General features: G+C 73.3%; 14 protein-coding genes. 8 read left to right on the top strand and 6 right to left on the bottom strand.

Annotated elements, in window-relative coordinates; genetic code table 11:
• The first annotated feature begins 469 nt into the window (after window positions 1–469).
• Complete coding sequence (locus tag D7193_RS12280; RefSeq protein ID WP_174242629.1) at window positions 470–3,361, top strand: glycoside hydrolase family 48 protein; 2,892 nt, start codon at window positions 470–472, stop codon at window positions 3,359–3,361.
• Between the two features lie 259 nt (window positions 3,362–3,620).
• Here D7193_RS12280 and D7193_RS12275 read toward each other — a convergent pair whose 3' ends face one another.
• Window positions 3,621–4,331, bottom strand: a complete 711-nt coding sequence (locus tag D7193_RS12275; protein WP_241562959.1) for a DUF3159 domain-containing protein — start codon at window positions 4,329–4,331, stop codon at window positions 3,621–3,623.
• A 92-nt stretch (window positions 4,332–4,423) separates the two neighbouring features.
• On the opposite strand from D7193_RS12275, the gene D7193_RS12270 reads away from it, so the two are divergent.
• Window positions 4,424–5,305: a phosphatase PAP2 family protein gene (locus D7193_RS12270; protein ID WP_120779614.1), complete on the top strand. Its 882-nt coding sequence runs from the start codon at window positions 4,424–4,426 to the stop codon at window positions 5,303–5,305.
• A 14-nt stretch (window positions 5,306–5,319) separates the two neighbouring features.
• On the opposite strand, the gene D7193_RS12265 is transcribed toward D7193_RS12270, so the two are convergent.
• Window positions 5,320–5,772, bottom strand: coding sequence for a YbhB/YbcL family Raf kinase inhibitor-like protein (locus D7193_RS12265; RefSeq protein ID WP_120779613.1), 453 nt, complete (start codon window positions 5,770–5,772; stop codon window positions 5,320–5,322).
• Window positions 5,773–5,904: 132 nt separating this feature from the next.
• Here D7193_RS12265 and D7193_RS12260 point away from each other — a divergent pair, with 132 nt between their 5' ends.
• The gene (locus D7193_RS12260; RefSeq protein ID WP_241562958.1) at window positions 5,905–6,573 is read left to right on the top strand and encodes a maleylpyruvate isomerase N-terminal domain-containing protein; all 669 of its coding nucleotides are present in this window, start codon (window positions 5,905–5,907) and stop codon (window positions 6,571–6,573) included.
• A 21-nt stretch (window positions 6,574–6,594) separates the two neighbouring features.
• On the opposite strand, the gene D7193_RS12255 is transcribed toward D7193_RS12260, so the two are convergent.
• Window positions 6,595–7,224, bottom strand: a complete 630-nt coding sequence (locus tag D7193_RS12255; RefSeq protein ID WP_120779611.1) for a TetR/AcrR family transcriptional regulator — start codon at window positions 7,222–7,224, stop codon at window positions 6,595–6,597.
• 51 nt (window positions 7,225–7,275) lie between these two features.
• On the opposite strand from D7193_RS12255, the gene D7193_RS12250 reads away from it, so the two are divergent.
• The gene (locus D7193_RS12250) at window positions 7,276–8,205 is read left to right on the top strand and encodes an NADP-dependent oxidoreductase (RefSeq protein WP_120779610.1); all 930 of its coding nucleotides are present in this window, start codon (window positions 7,276–7,278) and stop codon (window positions 8,203–8,205) included.
• 28 nt (window positions 8,206–8,233) lie between these two features.
• Here the strand turns inward: D7193_RS12250 and D7193_RS12245 are convergent, their stop codons facing one another.
• Both D7193_RS12245 and D7193_RS12240 read right to left on the bottom strand, forming a co-directional pair.
• The gene (locus tag D7193_RS12245) at window positions 8,234–9,097 is read right to left on the bottom strand and encodes a DUF1028 domain-containing protein (protein WP_120779609.1); all 864 of its coding nucleotides are present in this window, start codon (window positions 9,095–9,097) and stop codon (window positions 8,234–8,236) included.
• A 50-nt stretch (window positions 9,098–9,147) separates the two neighbouring features.
• Window positions 9,148–10,362: a low temperature requirement protein A gene (locus D7193_RS12240; protein WP_120779608.1), complete on the bottom strand. Its 1,215-nt coding sequence runs from the start codon at window positions 10,360–10,362 to the stop codon at window positions 9,148–9,150.
• A 242-nt stretch (window positions 10,363–10,604) separates the two neighbouring features.
• Between D7193_RS12240 and D7193_RS12235 the strand changes: the two genes are divergently transcribed.
• Window positions 10,605–11,585, top strand: a complete 981-nt coding sequence (locus D7193_RS12235) for an LLM class F420-dependent oxidoreductase (RefSeq protein WP_120779607.1) — start codon at window positions 10,605–10,607, stop codon at window positions 11,583–11,585.
• A gap of 1 nt (window position 11,586) precedes the next feature.
• Complete coding sequence (locus D7193_RS12230) at window positions 11,587–12,378, top strand: SDR family oxidoreductase (protein ID WP_120779606.1); 792 nt, start codon at window positions 11,587–11,589, stop codon at window positions 12,376–12,378.
• A 21-nt stretch (window positions 12,379–12,399) separates the two neighbouring features.
• Here D7193_RS12230 and D7193_RS12225 read toward each other — a convergent pair whose 3' ends face one another.
• Window positions 12,400–13,380, bottom strand: coding sequence for a LysR family transcriptional regulator (locus tag D7193_RS12225; RefSeq protein ID WP_120779605.1), 981 nt, complete (start codon window positions 13,378–13,380; stop codon window positions 12,400–12,402).
• A gap of 560 nt (window positions 13,381–13,940) precedes the next feature.
• On the opposite strand from D7193_RS12225, the gene D7193_RS12220 reads away from it, so the two are divergent.
• Together D7193_RS12220 and D7193_RS12215 are read left to right on the top strand one after the other, a co-directional pair.
• The gene (locus D7193_RS12220) at window positions 13,941–15,407 is read left to right on the top strand and encodes a mannonate dehydratase (RefSeq protein WP_120779604.1); all 1,467 of its coding nucleotides are present in this window, start codon (window positions 13,941–13,943) and stop codon (window positions 15,405–15,407) included.
• 70 nt (window positions 15,408–15,477) lie between these two features.
• Window positions 15,478–17,118 carry an Hsp60 family chaperonin gene (locus D7193_RS12215; RefSeq protein WP_120779603.1) on the top strand — a complete coding sequence of 547 codons (1,641 nt, stop codon included), beginning with the start codon at window positions 15,478–15,480 and terminating at the stop codon, window positions 17,116–17,118.
• Window positions 17,119–17,209: the final 91 nt, after the last annotated feature.

The raw sequence follows: 17,209 nt of genomic DNA, 5'->3' as shown, positions 1-17,209 counted from the left end.
CGGCGGTGTCCGGGCTGGCCCGCCGTCGGCCCTCGGTTGGTGTCCGAGCCCGTCACTGGGACGGTTTCGGCGATCTCCTTGTTGCACCGCTGTCGATGGAAGCGCTCCCACCGACGATGCGACTGTAACCCCCGTCACGGGTTTGCAAAAGACCCGGAACGAGATCGAAACAGGCGCATGCCCCACTTGTTGTGGGAGCGCTTCCATGACAGACTGTCGATCCAACGCGACAGGAGCGGGAAGCGCGGGGCCGCCGAAGGGCGTCCGGCAGGTCCGGACCGGCCATCCGCCGCAGCCGGCGGGACGAGGCGTCCCGCGCGGGCCACACCCCGCCACCCCGGCCGGGCACGGGGCGACCGACCACCTTCCCAGGGCGCCGTGAGATCCGCACGCCAGCATCCCCGCGGCGCGGTGCCCCGCCGGGGGCCGACCCCCGGCCTGCCCGAGGAGACACCCCCAGATGAGAAGACTGGCACTACGCCGCCGGCTGGCGCTGACCGTCGCCACGGCGCTGGCCGTCGCCGGGGCCACCGTGCCCGCGAGCGCCGCCCAGGCCGCGCCCGCGTGCGACGTGGTCTACGCGACCAACGACTGGAACACCGGCTTCACCGCCAACGTGACCATCCGCAACCTCGGTGACCCGGTCACCGGGTGGACGCTGCGGTTCGCCTTCCCCGGCGACCAGCGCGTCACCCAGGGCTGGTCGGCGCGGTGGAGCCAGACCGGCAACCAGGTCACCGCCACCAACGAGGCATGGAACGGCAACCTCGGCACCGGGGCGAGCACGACCATCGGCTTCAACGGCTCGTACACCGGCAGCAACGCCAAACCGACCTCGTTCTCGGTCAACGGCGTCACCTGTGGCGGCGTGGCCCAGCAACCCCCGACGGTCGCGCTGACCGTGCCGGCCGGGCCGTTCGAGGCGCCCGCGGACGTGCCGCTCACCGCCACCGCCAGCGACCCCGACGGCAGCATCGCCAAGGTCGAGTTCTACCGCAACGGCCTGCTGGTCAACACCGACACGACCGCCCCGTACGCCTACACCCTCGAAGACCTGCCGGCCGGCTCCTACACCGTGCAGGCCAGGGCGTACGACAACGCCAACCTCACGGCCACCGCCGAGCGCTCCTTCACGGTCACCCCGGCCACCGGCCCGACGCTGGTCGCCAGCCCCTCCGCGGTGAACGTCACCGAGGGCGGCACCGCACCGCTCACCCTCAGGCTCAGCGCGGCCCCCACCGCTCCGGTGCCGGTGACGCTCACGCGGACCGGCGACAGCGACATCACCGTCTCGCCGACCTCCGTCACGCTGACCCCGACCAACTGGGACACGGGTGTCGCCGTGACCGTCGCCGCCGCCGAGGACGCCGACACCGCCGGCGGCACCGCCACGATCACCGCCTCCGCCGCCGGGTACGCCCCGCTGGCGATCACCGCGACCGAGGTCGACAACGACAGCCCCGGCGGCGACAACACCTACGTGAAGCGGTTCCTCGACCAGTACGGAAAGATCAAGAACTCGGGGTACTTCAGCCCCGAGGGCGTGCCGTACCACTCCGTGGAGACGCTGATCGTCGAGGCGCCCGACCACGGGCACGAGACCACGTCCGAGGCGTTCAGCTTCTGGCTCTGGCTGGAGGCCCAGTACGGGCGGGTGACCGAGAACTGGGCGCCGTTCAACAACGCCTGGACGATCATGGAGAAGTACATCATCCCGACCCACGCGGACCAGCCCACCGCCGGTGCGGCGGGCACACCCCAGTACGCCGCCGAGCACGACCTGCCCAGCCAGTACCCCTCGGCGCTGGAGGCGTCCGTGCCGGTCGGGCAGGACCCGCTGCGCGGCGAACTCCAGTCCACCTACGGCACCGGTGACATCTACGGCATGCACTGGCTGCTCGACGTGGACAACACCTACGGCTTCGGCCGCTGCGGCGACGGCACCACCCGCCCGGCGTACATCAACACCTTCCAGCGCGGCACGCAGGAGTCGGTCTGGGAGACCGTGCCCCAACCGTCCTGCGACACCTTTGCCCACGGCGGCCGGTACGGCTACCTCGACCTGTTCATCTCCGAGTCCAACGCGCCGGCCCGCCAGTGGAAGTACACCAACGCCCCGGACGCCGACGCCCGGGCCGTGCAGGCCGCGTACTGGGCGCTGACCTGGGCCAAGGCGCAGGGCCGTCAGGCCGACGTCGCGGCCACCGTGGCCAAGGCCGCCAAGATGGGCGACTACCTGCGGTACGCGATGTTCGACAAGTACTTCAAGAAGATCGGCAACTGCGTCGGGGCCAGCACCTGCCCGGCCGGCACCGGGAAGGACTCCGCGCACTACCTGCTCTCCTGGTACTACGCCTGGGGTGGCGCCTACGACCCCGGCCAGAACTGGTCCTGGCGGATCGGCTCCAGCCACAACCACTTCGGCTACCAGAACCCGTTCGCGGCCTGGGCGCTGACCAACACCCCCGAGCTGAAGCCGGCCTCGCCGACCGCGGTCGCCGACTGGACCACGAGCCTCGAACGGCAGCTGGAGTTCTACACCTGGTTGCAGTCCGCCGAGGGCGGCATCGCGGGCGGCGCCACCAACAGCTGGGGTGGCCACTACGGCCAGCCGCCGGCCGGCACGTCCACCTTCTACGGCATGTACTACGACGTCGACCCGGTCTACAACGACCCGCCGTCCAACCAGTGGTTCGGGATGCAGGCCTGGTCGATGCAGCGGATCGCCGAGCTGTACCTGCAGACCGGCAACGCGAAGGCCAAGGCGCTGCTCGACAAGTGGGTGCCCTGGGCCATCGCCAACACCACGGTGGGCGCCACCTGGTCGATCCCGTCGGACCTGCGCTGGACCGGCCAGCCGGCCACCTGGAACCCGACCAACCCGCAGCCGAACACCGGCCTGCACGTCGAGGTCACCAGCACCGGCCAGGACGTCGGCGTCGCCGCCGCCTACGCCCGGACCCTGATCGCGTACGCGGCGAAGTCCGGCAACGCCGCGGCGAAGACCACCGCCAAGGGCCTGCTCGACGCCCTGTACGCGGCGACCGACACGAAGGGCGTCTCCACCGTCGAGAAGCGGGGCGACTACCGGCGCTTCGACGACGTCTACGACGCGTCCACCGGGCAGGGTCTCTACGTCCCGCCGGGCTGGACGGGCACCATGCCCAACGGCGACGCCATCGCCGCGGGCAAGAGCTTCGTGGACATCCGCTCCTTCTACAAGAACGACCCGGACTGGCCGAAGGTCAAGGCGTACCTCGACGGCGGACCGGAGCCCGAGTTCCGCTACCACCGGTTCTGGGCGCAGGCCGACGTCGCCATGGCGTACGCCGACTACGGGACGCTGTTCCCGAACGGCTGACGCCCGGTTGACGGCCTGGCACCCCACGGCCAGGCCGGGGTGGGCCGGCCATCCGGCCGGCGCAGCGGATCGGTCGGCCCACCCCACCACCCGGATCGACGCCGGGCGCGAAAACGACGGAAAAAAGTGGCCGCCACGGGATCACGCGCCGGACGGCGACGGAGTAACGTACGTCACCGGAGAGGCCGCTCCCCCCGTGGCGGCCTCTCCTTTTCTCTACCCGGCGCCTGGTTCCGCCGCCTCGGCGATCCGGTGTGGATCACGCCCTCGTCGTCGGCCGACCCGCCACATCGGTCGGGCCGTCCTGCGCCGCCGGGATGACCGGGTGCCGCAACCCGGGATGCCCGGCCGGCAGCGACCGGCGCACCACCACCCAGCTCACGGCGAGCGCCGCGGCCACCAGCGGCCAGGTCAGCGCGACGCGGGCGACGACCAACGCGACCACCTGCCCGCCGAGGTAGAGCGGCACGAACACCGCCACCCGCAGCACGTACGTCGCCGTCCACACCCAGCTGCCCCGCCCGTACGCCCGCAGCAGCGCGGGATCCCGGCGCCACCGGCCGCGCTGGCCCAGCGCGACGCCGACCACCACCCCCAGCAGCGGCCACCGCAGGACGATGCTCACCGCCCAGGCCAGCGCGCTCGCCGCGTTCGAGAGCAGCTGGAGCAGGAAGAAGTCGGCGGCCCGGCCGGTGCGTAGCGCGATCAGTGCCGCCACGCAGACCGCCAACAGCCCGACGAGCACCGAGCGGGGCCGGTCGCCGCGACGCAGCCGCCAGAGCGCCACCGCGGCGCCCGTCACGACGGCCGCGGCCACACCGGCCCACAGCGACTCCCCGCCGAGCAGCCACCCGACGGCGAACGCCACCGGCGGCAGGGTCGCGTCGACCGCGCCCCGCCGGCCGCCCAGCAGATCGGCGAGCGACTCCGGCCGGCCAGCGGGCGGCTCCTGCTGCGGTGTGCCGGTCACCGTCACCTCCTCACGTCGGTCCCAACGTAACCGGCGGACGACGGCAGCGGGCCACCCGCGCGCGGCACCGGACCGCTCGCTAACGTTGGCGCGTGCGCGAGACGGCGAGGGCATGGACGGCGCTCTGGCTCGTCCTGTTCGCCCTTCTTCAGGTGGCCGCGTTCGTCCTGGTCTGGCGGGTGGCGCTGCACACCGAACTCGGCCAGTGGGTCGACACCGTCGCGCTGACCGGCAACCGGATCGGGCAGGACCGCATCGACGGCCCGGTCGACCGCATCCTCAACGCCATGTCGGTGGTGTCCCTGCTGGCGGCCACCGCCGTGATCGGGTTCATCGCGCTGATGCGCGGCCGGATCGCGCTCGCGATCACCGCCACCCTGCTCATCGCCGGAGCCAACGTGAGCACCCAGCTGCTCAAGTACGGCCTGTCCCGCCCGGACCTGGGCATCGACCTCGAGCGCGTCTACGCCGGCAACAGCCTGCCCAGCGGGCACACCGCCGTGGCCGCCTCGGTGGCGGTGGCGCTGGTGCTAGTCCTGCCCGCGAAGGTCCGGGCGTTCGGGGCGTTCGTCGGCGCCGGCTACGCGGCGGTCGCCGGGGTGGCCACCCTGTCCGCCGGCTGGCACCGGCCCAGCGATGCGGTTGCCGCCTTCCTCGTGGTGGGCGTCTGGGCCGCGGTGGCCGGGCTGGTGCTGCTGCTCACCCAGCGGGAACGGGCGACATTCTCCTCCGCCGACGCGCACCGGGTGGCGACCGCCGTGCTCGGCGTCGGCGGCGTGCTCGCCCTGGGCGCGTGCGGGCTGGCCCTCGCCTGGCTCGTGGACCTGCGCGGCGTCGCACCGGAGGGGCTGGGCCGCCGGGCCCTCTTCGCCGGGTACGCGGGCAGCGCCGCCGGCATCGCCGGGACGATGGCGGTGGTCATGGCGCTGGTGCTCGCCGTGGTGCACAGGCTGGTGCCCCGCCACCAGGGCTGAGCGACCCGGCCGCGTCAGCGGGAGTACAGGCCCACCATCGTGCCGCTGGCGAACTCGTGGCCGGCCACCGCCTGGTGCACGTCGGTCGCCTGCGGCGCATCGGGCAGCTCCAGCGGACGGTTCAGGGCGTACAGCCGGAAGAAGTACCGGTGCGGGTCGTCGCCGCGCGGCGGTTGCGGGCCACCCCAGCCCATCTCGCCGAAGCCGTTGGGCCACTCCTGGGCGCCCTTCGGGACAGTGCCCTCCGCGACGCCGCCCGGGAAGGGACGGATGCCGGTGACCAGCCAGTGCAGGAACGGCGCGCGTCCGGCGTCCGGATCCTCGACCAGGAGGAGCAGCTCGGTGGCCGAGTCGGGCACCTCGGTCCACTCCAGCGGTGGCGAGATGTTGCCGCCCTCGCGCGAGAAGCGAGCCGGCAGCGTGTCGTGGTCGTTGAACGCGGTGCTGCGCATCATGATCCCGGCCATTGGTGGCGCCTCCCCTCAGTCGCGACCGGTCGCGCGTACCCGCCGGGCCGCCGCCGAAACGGCGCGACGCCGCGCGGCTCGCCGTTTCGGGTCGTGAGAGGGTACGGGCGGCGGTCGGACGGGGAGGTAGCGGTGGACACGGTACGGGCGGCATTCCGGGACGAGTGCGCACGGCTGGGGGAGGTGCTGCGCGGGCTCTCCGAGGCGGACCTGGACCGGCCGACCGACTGCGACCCGTGGACCGTCCGTGAGTTGCTGGCCCACGTACGCTCCGGCGCCGGCCGGCTCGTCGACATGCTGGCCGCGCCCGCCCCCGCCCGCGCGGAGGTCGACGCCGCCGGGTACTTCGGCGCACCGAAGTTCACCCCCGAGGTCGATGCCGCCCGCATCGACAGCGGCCGCCGGGAGGCGCGTGCCCTCGACGGCCCGGCGCTGGTGGCGGACTTCGACCGGGCCTGGCGGGCGGCCGATGCGGCGGTGGCCGCCGCGCCCGCGGGTCGGGTGGTCCGCACCCGTCACGGCGACGCAATGAGCCTGACCGAGTTCCTGCGTACCCGGGTGGTGGAGGTCGGCGTGCACGGCCTGGACCTGGCCGCGGCGCTGGACCGGGAGCCGTGGCTGACCCCCGGCGCGGCGCGGGTGATCGCCGACCTGCTCACCGGTGGGCGCCCGGTGCCGCCGGAACTGGGTTGGGACCGGCTCACGCTGATCCGCGCGGCCACCGGCCGAGCCGACCTGACCGACGACGAGCGAGCCGTGATCGACGCCGCCGGGTTCCGCTGGCTGTCCTTCAGCGCCTGATCCGGCTCTCGGTCGCTGCGGTCATGGTGTCGAGGCCGCGGGCGCCGACCGTGCCAGCGGCGGGAGCGGCGCGGCGTCCGGGGAGGCCTGGAACGCCTGGATCGCGAGCGCGGCGAAGCGGCGGGAGGCGGCGACCTGGGCGGCCGGTGAGCTGGCGCGGATGCCGCTGTTGGCCATGAGTACGAGGAGTACGTCGTCCAGGACGACATCGGCACGTAGGCGTCCGGCGTCCTTGGCCCGGCGGGCCAGTTCGGCGATCGACGTGAGCGCGTATTCGCGGCGCGAGTCGAAATCGATCGCGTGGGGAAAGGCCGACACGAATGCCGCGGTGAAGCCTCGGTCGCGTGCGTGCAGTTCACACATCTTCTCGATGACGGAGCAGAAGCCGCGCCAGGGATCCGGGTCGGCGAGCCCGTCGTCGACGATGACGTGGCACGCGTGCATCTGCTCCGCGAAGGCCTCCGTGACCAGCATCTCCTTGGTCGGGAAGCGGCGGTACAGGGTGGCGGGCCCGACCCCGGCGCGCCGGGCGATCTCCCGCATCGGCACGTGCAGACCTTCGGCGGCGAACACCGCGCGGGCCGCGGCGAGAATGCGCTCGCGGTTGTCCAGGGCGTCGGAGCGGAGGGCGTGAGGCAAACGGTCGGTCACCGCTCTCACTTTAACGAGGCGGGCGGGGGCGCCGAATTACCGTCCGCGGGCATGAGAGCTGTGCAATTCTCCGCGTACGGTCCGGCCAGCATGCTCGCGGTCGCCGAGGTCCCGCGACCGCACGCCGGGCCGGGTCAGGTCCGGGTGGCGGTCCGGGCGTCCGGTGTCAACCCGGCCGACACGTACGTCCGCGCCGGCCGATTCCGGGACTGGATCCCGTTGCGCCTGCCGCACGTGCCCGGCGTCGACGCCGCGGGCGTGGTGGACCAGATCGGTGACGGGGTGACCGGGGTCCGGGTGGGCGACGAGGTCTTCGGGATCACCGACTTCGCCGAGATGGGCGGGGCGAACGCCGAGTACGCCGTCCTGGCCGCCTGGGCGCCGAAACCGGCCGCCCTGAGCTGGGAGCAGGCCGGCGGCGCGGCCGGGAACATCGAGACGGCGACCCGCGTGCTCGACCTGCTGCGTGTGGGGGACGGCGCCACGCTGCTGATCGAGGGCGCGGCCGGCGGGGTCGGCACGACCGCGATCCAACTCGCGGTGGCCCGCGGCGCCACCGTCATCGGCACGGCCAGCGCCCGCAACCACGCGTTCGTCGCCTCGCTCGGAGCGGTCCCGACCACGTACGGGCCCGGGCTGGCCGAGCGGGTCGACGCGCTGGTCCCCGGCGGGGTGGATGTCGTGCTCGACTGCGCCGGCTCCGGCTCGCTGCCCGACCTGATCGGCCTGGTGGCGGGTCCGGACCGGGTGGTGAGCATCGCTGACATCGACGCCCCCGCACACGGCGTGCACCTGTCCCGTGGCTCGGGTCCCGGTGCGGACGCACCGGCCCTCGACGGGATCGCCGCCGCCGGCGCGCTCGCCGAGCAGGGCCGCTTCAGCGTGCCGGTCGCTGCCGTGTTCGGCCTCGAGGAGGCCGCCGCCGCGCACGAGTTGAGCGAGTCCCGCCACGCCCGCGGCAAGATCGTGCTGAAGCCCTGACCCTCCCAACCCCCGTGAGGGGGCGGGGTTACGGGGCGGAGCGCGGGGCGGGGACGTGGGGGACGGCGCGGCGGAGGTGGTCCAGCACCACCGGGTCAATCCGTCCCGGCACCAGGCGCTCCTCCAGGTTCTCCATCCCGGCCCAGGAGGCGAGGGCCTCGTCGGGGCCGGTCGGGCCCACCGGGTGGCCGAGCGCGGCGAGCAGCGTGCCGACCTCGGCGGCGACGGCGCCTGTGAGGTCGAGCAGCGTGGCCGGGTCGGGCTTGCTGAACAGCAGCGTGTGCACGGCGAGCAGCCGGTCCAGCTCGGTAACCGGGTCGGGGTGGTCGTCGACGCGCAGGTCGACCACGACGTCGCTGCCGCCGCCGTACCCGCCGCCGCGCTGCACCACGAGCAGCCCGGCGCTCTGCCGCCCGCGCCGGTCCCCACCGGCCTCGTCACCGGCCCGCAGCGCGGCGAGCAGCCGCTCCGGGAACGTCAGGGCCGACCCGCCCAGCCAGGCGTCGCGCATGGCGTCGACCACCTGCGGGCCCGCCAGGATGTTGCCCTGCGCGGCCCAGCCGTCCCCGGCCAGGCCACCGGCCCAGTCGTGGCACTTCTCGCCGGTGAAGGTGGCGCCGGGACCGGTGGCGGCCACCACGCCGAGCTGGCGGTGGTGTCGCTCGGCGTCCGCGGCGACCAGGCCGGCCACGACGTCGGCGGCGCCGACCCCGGTGCGCAGCATGGTGAGCCCCTGCGGCCGGTACGCGAGGTTGGCGCTGGCCTGAGTGGCGAGCGCGCCGACGTCGGCCTCCGCGGCCGGCACCACCGCGGCGGCGGCGAGGAACTTGCTGGCCACGGCGACGCCGTGCAGGCGGCCGTCATCGGAGCGGGCGACGATCGAGAAGGTCACCCGCAGAGACTAGCGTGCGGCGGCGGCAATCCATCGTCGTACGTCGATGGTCAGAACGGCGGCGCGGCCGCCTCCGGTGGGTGGCCGCGCGCCCGGCGGGCATCGGCGACCGCGACCGCGACGAGCACCACGACGGCGGCCGCCGCGGCGGCCAGGGCCGCGACGTGCACGAGGAGCGGGGTGACCGCCAGCAGCACGAGCACGGCGATCCAGCGGGAGGGGGAGACCCGGCCGAACACCTCGTACTCGAAACGGGACCGGCCGGCTAGGAAGAGCACCGGCCCGCCGATCACCATCGCCACCCAGGCCGGCGGGGGAGGTTCGAGAGGGTGGTCGATGACCAGCTCGTAGCCGATCGCCACGGCGGCGAGACCGATCACCATCACGAGGTGGGTGTCGGCGGCGGACCGGCCGATGGTCGCCGGGTGCCGCGCCTTCTTCACCGCCTCGGCGAGGATCTGCCCGGCCCGCTGGATGTAGATCCGCCAGAGCACGATCGTGGTCGCCAGCGCCAGCCCGAACGCGACGGCGTGGGCCGTCGCGTACGGCCCCTTGCTGTACGCGAACCCGGCCACCAGGATCGTCTCGCCGAGCGCGACGAGGAAGAACTGCTGGTACCGGTCGGCCAGGTGCTCCCCGGCGATGTCCCAGCGGGAGATGGTCGACCGCCCGAGCCCCGGCACCGGCCAGCCGAAGCGGGCGGCGAGGTACTCGGCGAGCAGCGCGGCCGTCCAGAGCACCACCCGCGGGTCGGTGGGCAGCAGCGCGCCGACGATCCACAGCACCCCGGTGGCCGCGAAGATGATCGCCATGCGCACCTTGAGCCGCCGGAAGAGGTGCGGGCCGAGCGCGATGAGCAGGATCAGTGGCCGGGACACCTGCGCGATGACGTACGCCGCGGCGAACATGAGCCCGGCGGTGGTGAACGCCCGGGGGGTGGCCACTCCCATCACCATGCTGGCCACGAGCGCGGTGATGACGATGCTCTGCAGCCAGCCGTGACGCGGGTCGTACCGGCTGGTGGTCCAGGCCGTGCCCTGCCACACCGCCCACAGCGCGAGGAGCAGCAGCAGGGTCTTTGCGCTGCCGGTGACCGCGCTCCATCCGTGTACGGTCCCCTCCTCCAGAGCCAGGTCCTCGAACGCGCGGGCCGTGATGCGGGTCAGCGCGAAGACGTAGACCAGGTCGAAGAAGAGCTCCAGGAACGTGGCCCGCCCGATGGCCTCCGTGGTCGGCTCCAGGCGGCCCTTCCCGCCGGGGGCCACGTCACCGCCCTCCGGCGTCTGCCGAGCTCATCTGGCATTCGTAACACCGGGGGTCGTGCTACCGGCCGGCAACGGGGGAACCGGTGGCCCCGCTGCGGTCGCCCGCGCCCGAGGCCGGCGGCTGGACCACACCTCACCGGACTGCCGTCTCAGGAACGTCGCCGACGCCTGTTCGCCCGCGAAGGATCTTGCTCTCGCCCGAGGTTACCGGGCAGTATCGACGGGTGACGAACCGATGGGGCATGACGGTGCCGTTGAGCGGCGTCCCGCTCGCCGACCACGCCGCGGTCTACGGAGCCCTGGACCAGGCCGGGTTCACCGACGTCTGGTCCTCCGAGGTCGCCGGGGCCGACGCGTTCACCCCGCTGGCGCTCGCCGCCATCTGGCAGCCCGGGCTGCGGCTCGGCACCGCCGTGGTGCCGGTCTTCACGCGCGGGCCGGGCCTGCTCGCCATGAGCGCGGCCGCACTGGCCGAGACCGCACCGGGCCGGTTCGCCCTTGGCATCGGCGCCTCCTCGCCCGTCGTGGTCGGCGACTGGAACGCGGTGCCGTTCACCGAGCCGTTCCGGCGGACCCGCGACATGCTGCGCTTCCTGCGTGCCGCGCTCGCCGGGGAGACGGTGGACCAGACCTTCGACACCTTCGCCGTACGCCGGTTCAGCCTGGAACGCCCTCCCGCGGTGCCGCCGGCGATCGTGCTCGCCGCGCTGCGCCCGGGCATGCTCCGGCTCGCCGGCGCGGAGGCCGACGGCGTCATCCTCAACTGGCTCGCCGCCGGCGACGTGCCCCGTGCCCTGGCCGAGGTGGGCGAACGCCGGCCCGGCTTCGAGGTCGTCGCCCGGATCTTCGTCTGCCCCACCGAGGACGCCACGTACGCCCGTACGCTCGGCCGCCGGCTGATCACCAGCTACCTCACCGTCCCGGCGTACGCCGCGTTCCACCGCTGGCTCGGCCGCGACGAGGTGCTGGGGCCGATGTGGAAGGCGTGGGCGGACGGCGACCGGCGCGGCGCGCTCGCGGCCGTACCCGACGAGGTCGTCGACGCGCTGGTGCTGCACGGCTCGCCCGAGCGGGTCCGGGAGCAGGTACGCCGCTACGCCGACGCCGGGGTCGACGTGCCCGTGCTCGCGCTGCTGCCCACACCCGAGCTGACCGCCGGCGGCGCGGAGGCGCTGGCCGACCTCATCGCCCGACTGGGCCCGCACGCCGGAGAGGGGCGCTGACGTGAACCTCACCGACCGGGTCGTGGTGATCACCGGCGGAGCCGGCGGCATCGGGGCGGCGATGGCGCGCCGGTTCACCGCCGAGGGCGCGGCCGCCGTCGTCGTGACCGATCTGGACGGCGACGGGGCCCGCTCCGTGGCCGAGGCCATCGGGCCGGTGGCGCATCCGGCGGCCGTCGACGTCACCGACGAGGAGCAGGTACGGTCCCTGGTCGCCGACACCGAACGGCAGTTCGGCCGGATCGACCTGTTCTGCGCCAACGCGGGCGTGACCACCGGCGGCGGCATCGAGGTCGACGACGCGGCGTGGGACCGGTCCTGGCGGGTGAACGTGCTCGCGCACGTCTACTCCGCCCGCGCCGTGCTGCCGGGGATGCTCGCCCGCGGCGGCGGCCACCTGCTGCACACCTGCTCGGCCGCGGGCGTGCTCACGGCGGTCGGCGACGCGGCGTACACGGCCACCAAGCACGGTGCGGTCGGCTTCGCCGAGTGGCTGTCGGTGACCTACCGGGACCGGGGCATCCGCGTGAGCGCGCTCTGCCCGCAGGGGGTGGACACCCCGATGCTCGCCGGCGGGCTGGCCGACGGTCACCTCGGCGCGAAGGTGATCGCCGCGTCCGGTGCGGTGCTCACCCCGGATCAGGTAGTCGACGCCGTGGTGGCCGGGCTGGCCGAGGAACGTTTCCTCATCCTCCCGCACCCGGAGGTCGCCACGTACGCCCGCCGCCGCGCCGAGGATCCCGACGGCTGGCAGGCCGGCCTGCGCAAACTCGTCCGCCGGCTGACGACCTGAACGGCCGCGGCGCGGCGGCGGTCAGTCGTCCGGGGCGGCGGCGCGTGGGTCGGTGGTGTCCGTGACCGCCTCGGGTGGCCGCGTGCCGGGTGGGCGGGGTGCGTGGATGATGCGCTCGAGCAGGCTGCGGGCGGCCGGGTTCATGGGGCGGGACATGTCGCGGTAGGCGGCGACCCGCCGGCCGCAGTTGCCCTCGATCCGGCGTACCTGTACCCCGGCGGTGTCGGCGATGTGCACGGCGAGCCAATTGGTCACGCCGACACCGAGCCCCGCACGGATCATCTCGACGAGCGTCTGCGGCTGGTTGGTCGCCTGCACGGGTTCGAGCTCGAAGTTGTGCTTGCGGAAGAGCCGGTAGACCTCGAACTCCGACGACTGCGCGTCGTCGAGGCGTCCGATGGAGATCAGCGGGTGCGCGGCCACGGCGGCGACGGTCAACGGGTCGGGAAGCTCGGCGAGCGGGTGCGCCGTCGGGTGCAGCACCACCAGCGGCTCTCCCCACAGTGGATGGCCGACGACCGAGGGCGCGGCCGGCGGGGGCGACATGGGGCGCAGGCAGATGTCCACCTCACCGGTCGTCAGTGCGTGGTCCAGTTCCAGCGTCGCTCGCTCGACGAGCACCACCCGGACGTCCGGGATGGTCCGGGAGACGTCGCGGAGCAGCGTCGGGATGAAGGCCGCGCTCGCACTCGGGTAGCACCCCAGCGTGACGACCCCCCGCGCCCCACCTCGCCACGGCGCCATCGCCGCCTCGGCGGCCTCCAGTTCCCGCAGCACCGCCCTGGCGTGGACCGCGAGCACGGCGCCGGCCTCGGTCAGCTCCACCGGCCGCTTGCGGCGGTCGAACAGGGGCAGCCCCACCTCGCGCTCCAGCGCCGCCACGTGCATGCTCACCCGGGGCTGGGAACGGTGGGTCGCTTCCGCCGCGGCCACGAAGCTTCCCGTGTCCACCACCCCGAGGAACGAGACGAACCACTCCAGCCGAGTATCCGTCCTGAGCACCCAGAACCCCCTTGCAGGCCAGGCACGCCGCCGATTCACCCGTGCGTGATGTCACGGCAGGGACGGGCATCGGTGACGAGTAATCAAAGATGCGGATGCCGTCATTCGTAACTCGTTCTTAACAACCGGCGACGGTCGAGGCTAGCGTCTGCCCCTACGAACACGGATCCATCGTTACTGCCTTGTTACGGGATTTGATCGCTCGCGGTCATCGGCGGTCCCGCTTTGTCGACTGTGTCCGTCGACCTCTTCGGGAAGGGGGCGGCAGGAATTCCGGGCCGCGCGCCGGGCGGCGTCCCCGCACGTGGAGAGCACGATCATCACGGTCGGGTAGAGGGAAACGGAGTTCACCCAGCGACCTGTTCCTGTCAATTCGGACACATCGAAAGCGGCGCCGCGGCCCGGGCGCCGCTGGGGATTTCCGCGGCCATTGGCGGCCAAATCGTCGTCCAATCCGGTGCCCGACGCGAATGTCGGCCGGACACGGCAGCAGCGACCGTGACCGCGTTTGAAGACACCGTCACCCATCGACATGTACCGACGAACGAGAGGTACGCATCATGGCGCAATCCCGTCGGGACGTCCTCAAGCAAGGCGCATCGCTGGCGGCGGTCTCGGCCGCCGGTGTGACCGTCGCGGCCGCCGGCACCCCCGCGGCCGCCGCCGGCGAGTCAGCCGCCGTACCGGGCGAATCCGCCCCCACCGCGCCGGGCAGCCTGGCCTATCCCTACCTGAAGTGGCCCGAGCAGGTGAAGGAGAGCGCGAACACGCCCCGGCTGTGCCAGTGGTTCTCCCGCAACCCGAGTCAGGCGACCGTACGCCGCTGGCGGCAGGCGGGAGTGACCGGTGCCCTGATCACCGATCCGCCGCGGCTGCCCTGGACCGCGGCCACCCTCCTCGCCGACCGGCAGCGGCTCGAGGCGGCCGGTCTGCACATCACGGCGTACCTGATCAACATCACGGACAGCATCGTGCGCGGTCAGGAGGGCCGGGACCAGCAGATCGAGTACGTCAAGCAGTCGCTGATCGCGGCCGGGCAGGCCGGCATCCGCGTGGTCGAGTACAACTTCTACGTCCACCGGCTCACCGAGGGCTACTACGAGCTGATCGACGACGAGGATCGGCTCGGCGCCGGCTACACGGCCTTCGACTACCATCGGGAGGTCGACGGGGTCGCGGTGAAGGACCTGCCGCCGCGCCCCGGTACGCCGCTGCTGACCTACGAGCAGATCTGGGACAACTACAAGTACTTCCTCGACCGGGTTGTCCCCGTGGCCGAGGCGGCCGGGGTGCGGCTGGCCGTACACCCCAACGACCCGCCCGCGGTGATCAGCCGCGGCAACCCGCAGGTGCTCGCGTCCGTCGCGGACTGGAAGCGGCTCATCGACACGTACGACAGCCCGTCCAACGGCCTGACCGTGCACGCGGGAGTGACGCCCGAGGTCGGCCACGACGCCGTCGAGTTCCTGCGCTACGTCGGCGCCAAGGACCGGGTGAACCACATCCACTACCGCAATGTGACCGTGGACAAGCCGCGTGAGCGGTACGCGGAGGTGTTCCCCGACAACGGCGAGACGGACATGTTCGCGTTCATGCGGGAGCTGGTCCGGCAGGGCTACGACCGCGGCGTCCTCGCCGAGCACCCCCGCGCACTGGACTTCGACCGCGAGAACGGCTCGATCGTCGGCCAGTACGCCGGGGTCGGCGGCGGCGGACACGGCGGTGAGCTCTACGACACCGGGTACGCGCGAGCCATGCTCCAGGCCGCGCTGATCATGGAGCGCGGTCGCAAGCCGGTGCTCGACGACGCCGAGGCGCTGGTCAACCGCTTCTACGCGGCCGGTGCGGTCAAGCTCGCCGACCGAACCAGGATGCAGGCCAACCTGACGGCAGCCGACCGGTTGGCCGAGCAGAGCGAGGCCGCCATCGACCGGTTCGCTGATGTGGCCGAGGACGTCGAGGACGCGGAGGCCCGGGCCTCGCTGACGTCGATGGCCGCGTATCTCAAGGCACAACTTCCCACCTGAGCAGCCGTGGGGCGGAAGGCGGCCGGTGCGTCGGCTCCCGCTCCCCGGTTCCACCGGAAGGAACGCGTCCATGCCCGAGATCCTGTTCGACGAGTCGGCCCGGCGCCGTCTGCAGCGAGGCGTCGACGCGCTGGCCGACGCCGTCCGGGTGACTCTCGGTCCCCACGGCCGGACCGTCGTGCTGGGCCACCCCGGCGGTGGTCCGCCGAGCGTCACCGCCGACGGCGACACCGTCGCCGCGGGCCTGAGTCTGGACGATCCGTACGCGAACCTGGGCCTGCGACTGGCGCGGGAAGCCGGCGACACCACCAGGAGCCACGTCGGCGACGGCGCGACCACCGCTATCGTGCTCTGCCAGGCGATGACGCGGCACGGACTGCGGGCGATCGCCGCGGGAGCCTCTCCGGTCGCGCTCAAGCGCGGCATCGAGAGGGCCGTCGACGCGGTCGACGCGCATCTGCGGGCCCGGGCCCGGCCCGTCACCGGTGTGGCCGACCTCGCCGGGGTCGCCACCTACGCCGCCCGGGACCGGGAGTTGGGGGAGTTGGTCGCCGCCGCGCTGGACAAGGCCGGTCCGGACGGTGTGGTCACGGTCGAGGAGTCCGAGTCGGCCGGTACGGAGATGGAGCTGCTCGACGGGCTCCGACTACCCGCCGGCTACGTGAGCCCGTACATGGCCACCGATCCACAGCGCATGGTGGCCGTCCTCGACGACCCGTACGTTCTGCTGCACCCCGGGCGGATCGACGCCCTCGCCGAGTTCCTGCCGCTGCTGGAACGGGTGGTGGCGACCGGACGGCCGCTGTTCGTCATCGCCGACGATGTCGTCGACGACGCCCTGGCGACCCTGCTGTTGAACAACGTGGAGGACTCGTTCCGCAGTGTCGCCGTCAAGGCACCGGAACTCGGCGGCGCCCGCACCGAGACCCTGCGCGACCTAGCGGCCCTCACCGGTGCCGAGATGGTCACCCCGGAGGCCGGCCTGCGGCTGGGGCGGGTCGGACTGGAGGTGCTCGGCAGGGCCCGCCGCGTCGTCGTCACCCGCGACGACACCACCATCATCGGCGGCGCGGGCGGCGAGGCGGCGGTGCACCAGCGCATCCGGCAGATCCGGACCCGTCTCGCCGCGGCTACCTCCGACTGGGAGAGGGACCGGCTGCGCATGCGGATCGCCCGGTTGGCGGGCGGGGTGTGTCTGCTTCGGGTCGGTGGCCACATCGAGGTCGAGCGGCGGGCGCGGATGCAGCGGGTGGAGCGCGCGCTGTCCGCCGGCCGGGCGGCAGCCCGCGACGGTGTGGTCGCCGGTGGCGGGGCCGCGCTGGTGAAGGCCGGGGCCGCCCTGGACGGCGTGCCGGCCCGGGGCGACGAGCGGGCGGGGGTGTACGCGGTCCGCGAGGCGCTCGCCGAACCGCTGCGGTGGATCGCGACCAACGCCGGCGCGGACGGGCCGCATGTCGCCGCCCACGTCGCCACGCTGCCCGAGCAGATCGGATACGACGCGCGCAGCGGCGACTACCGCGACCTGCTGGGCGAGGGCATCGCCGACCCGGTGTCGGTGACGCGTCGCGCGCTGCGCACCGCGGCGTCGGTGACGGAGGCGCTTCTCACCACCGAGGCGGTGGTGACCGGCACGGCGAGCAGCCGGAGGGTCGACTTCTACGTGGGGCACCGCCACGGTGAGGACGGCCACCACCACGGCCACGAGCACTGACCACGCGCGGGGCCGGTCGGGTCCCACGGGTGGGCGGCGGCGCGGAAGGGGGCCGACCCGCACGGGTCGGCCCCCTTCTCGGTACGTGGTC

The sequence above is a fragment of the Micromonospora costi genome (assembly GCF_003626655.1).
In the GTDB taxonomy this organism is placed as follows: domain Bacteria; phylum Actinomycetota; class Actinomycetes; order Mycobacteriales; family Micromonosporaceae; genus Micromonospora; species Micromonospora costi.
Note: the sequence above shows the minus strand (reverse complement) of the source record. Positions and strands in the feature narration are given on the sequence as shown.

Excerpts from the sequence above, each read along its gene's own strand:
- D7193_RS12265 (WP_120779613.1), bottom strand. The coding sequence starts at position 5,772 with ATGGCCGGGATCATGATGCGCAGCACCGCGTTCAACGACCACGACACG.
- D7193_RS12250 (WP_120779610.1), top strand. The coding sequence starts at position 7,276 with ATGAGAGCTGTGCAATTCTCCGCGTACGGTCCGGCCAGCATGCTCGCG.
- D7193_RS12235 (WP_120779607.1), top strand. The coding sequence starts at position 10,605 with ATGACGGTGCCGTTGAGCGGCGTCCCGCTCGCCGACCACGCCGCGGTC.
- D7193_RS12220 (WP_120779604.1), top strand. The coding sequence starts at position 13,941 with ATGGCGCAATCCCGTCGGGACGTCCTCAAGCAAGGCGCATCGCTGGCG.
- D7193_RS12215 (WP_120779603.1), top strand. The coding sequence starts at position 15,478 with ATGCCCGAGATCCTGTTCGACGAGTCGGCCCGGCGCCGTCTGCAGCGA.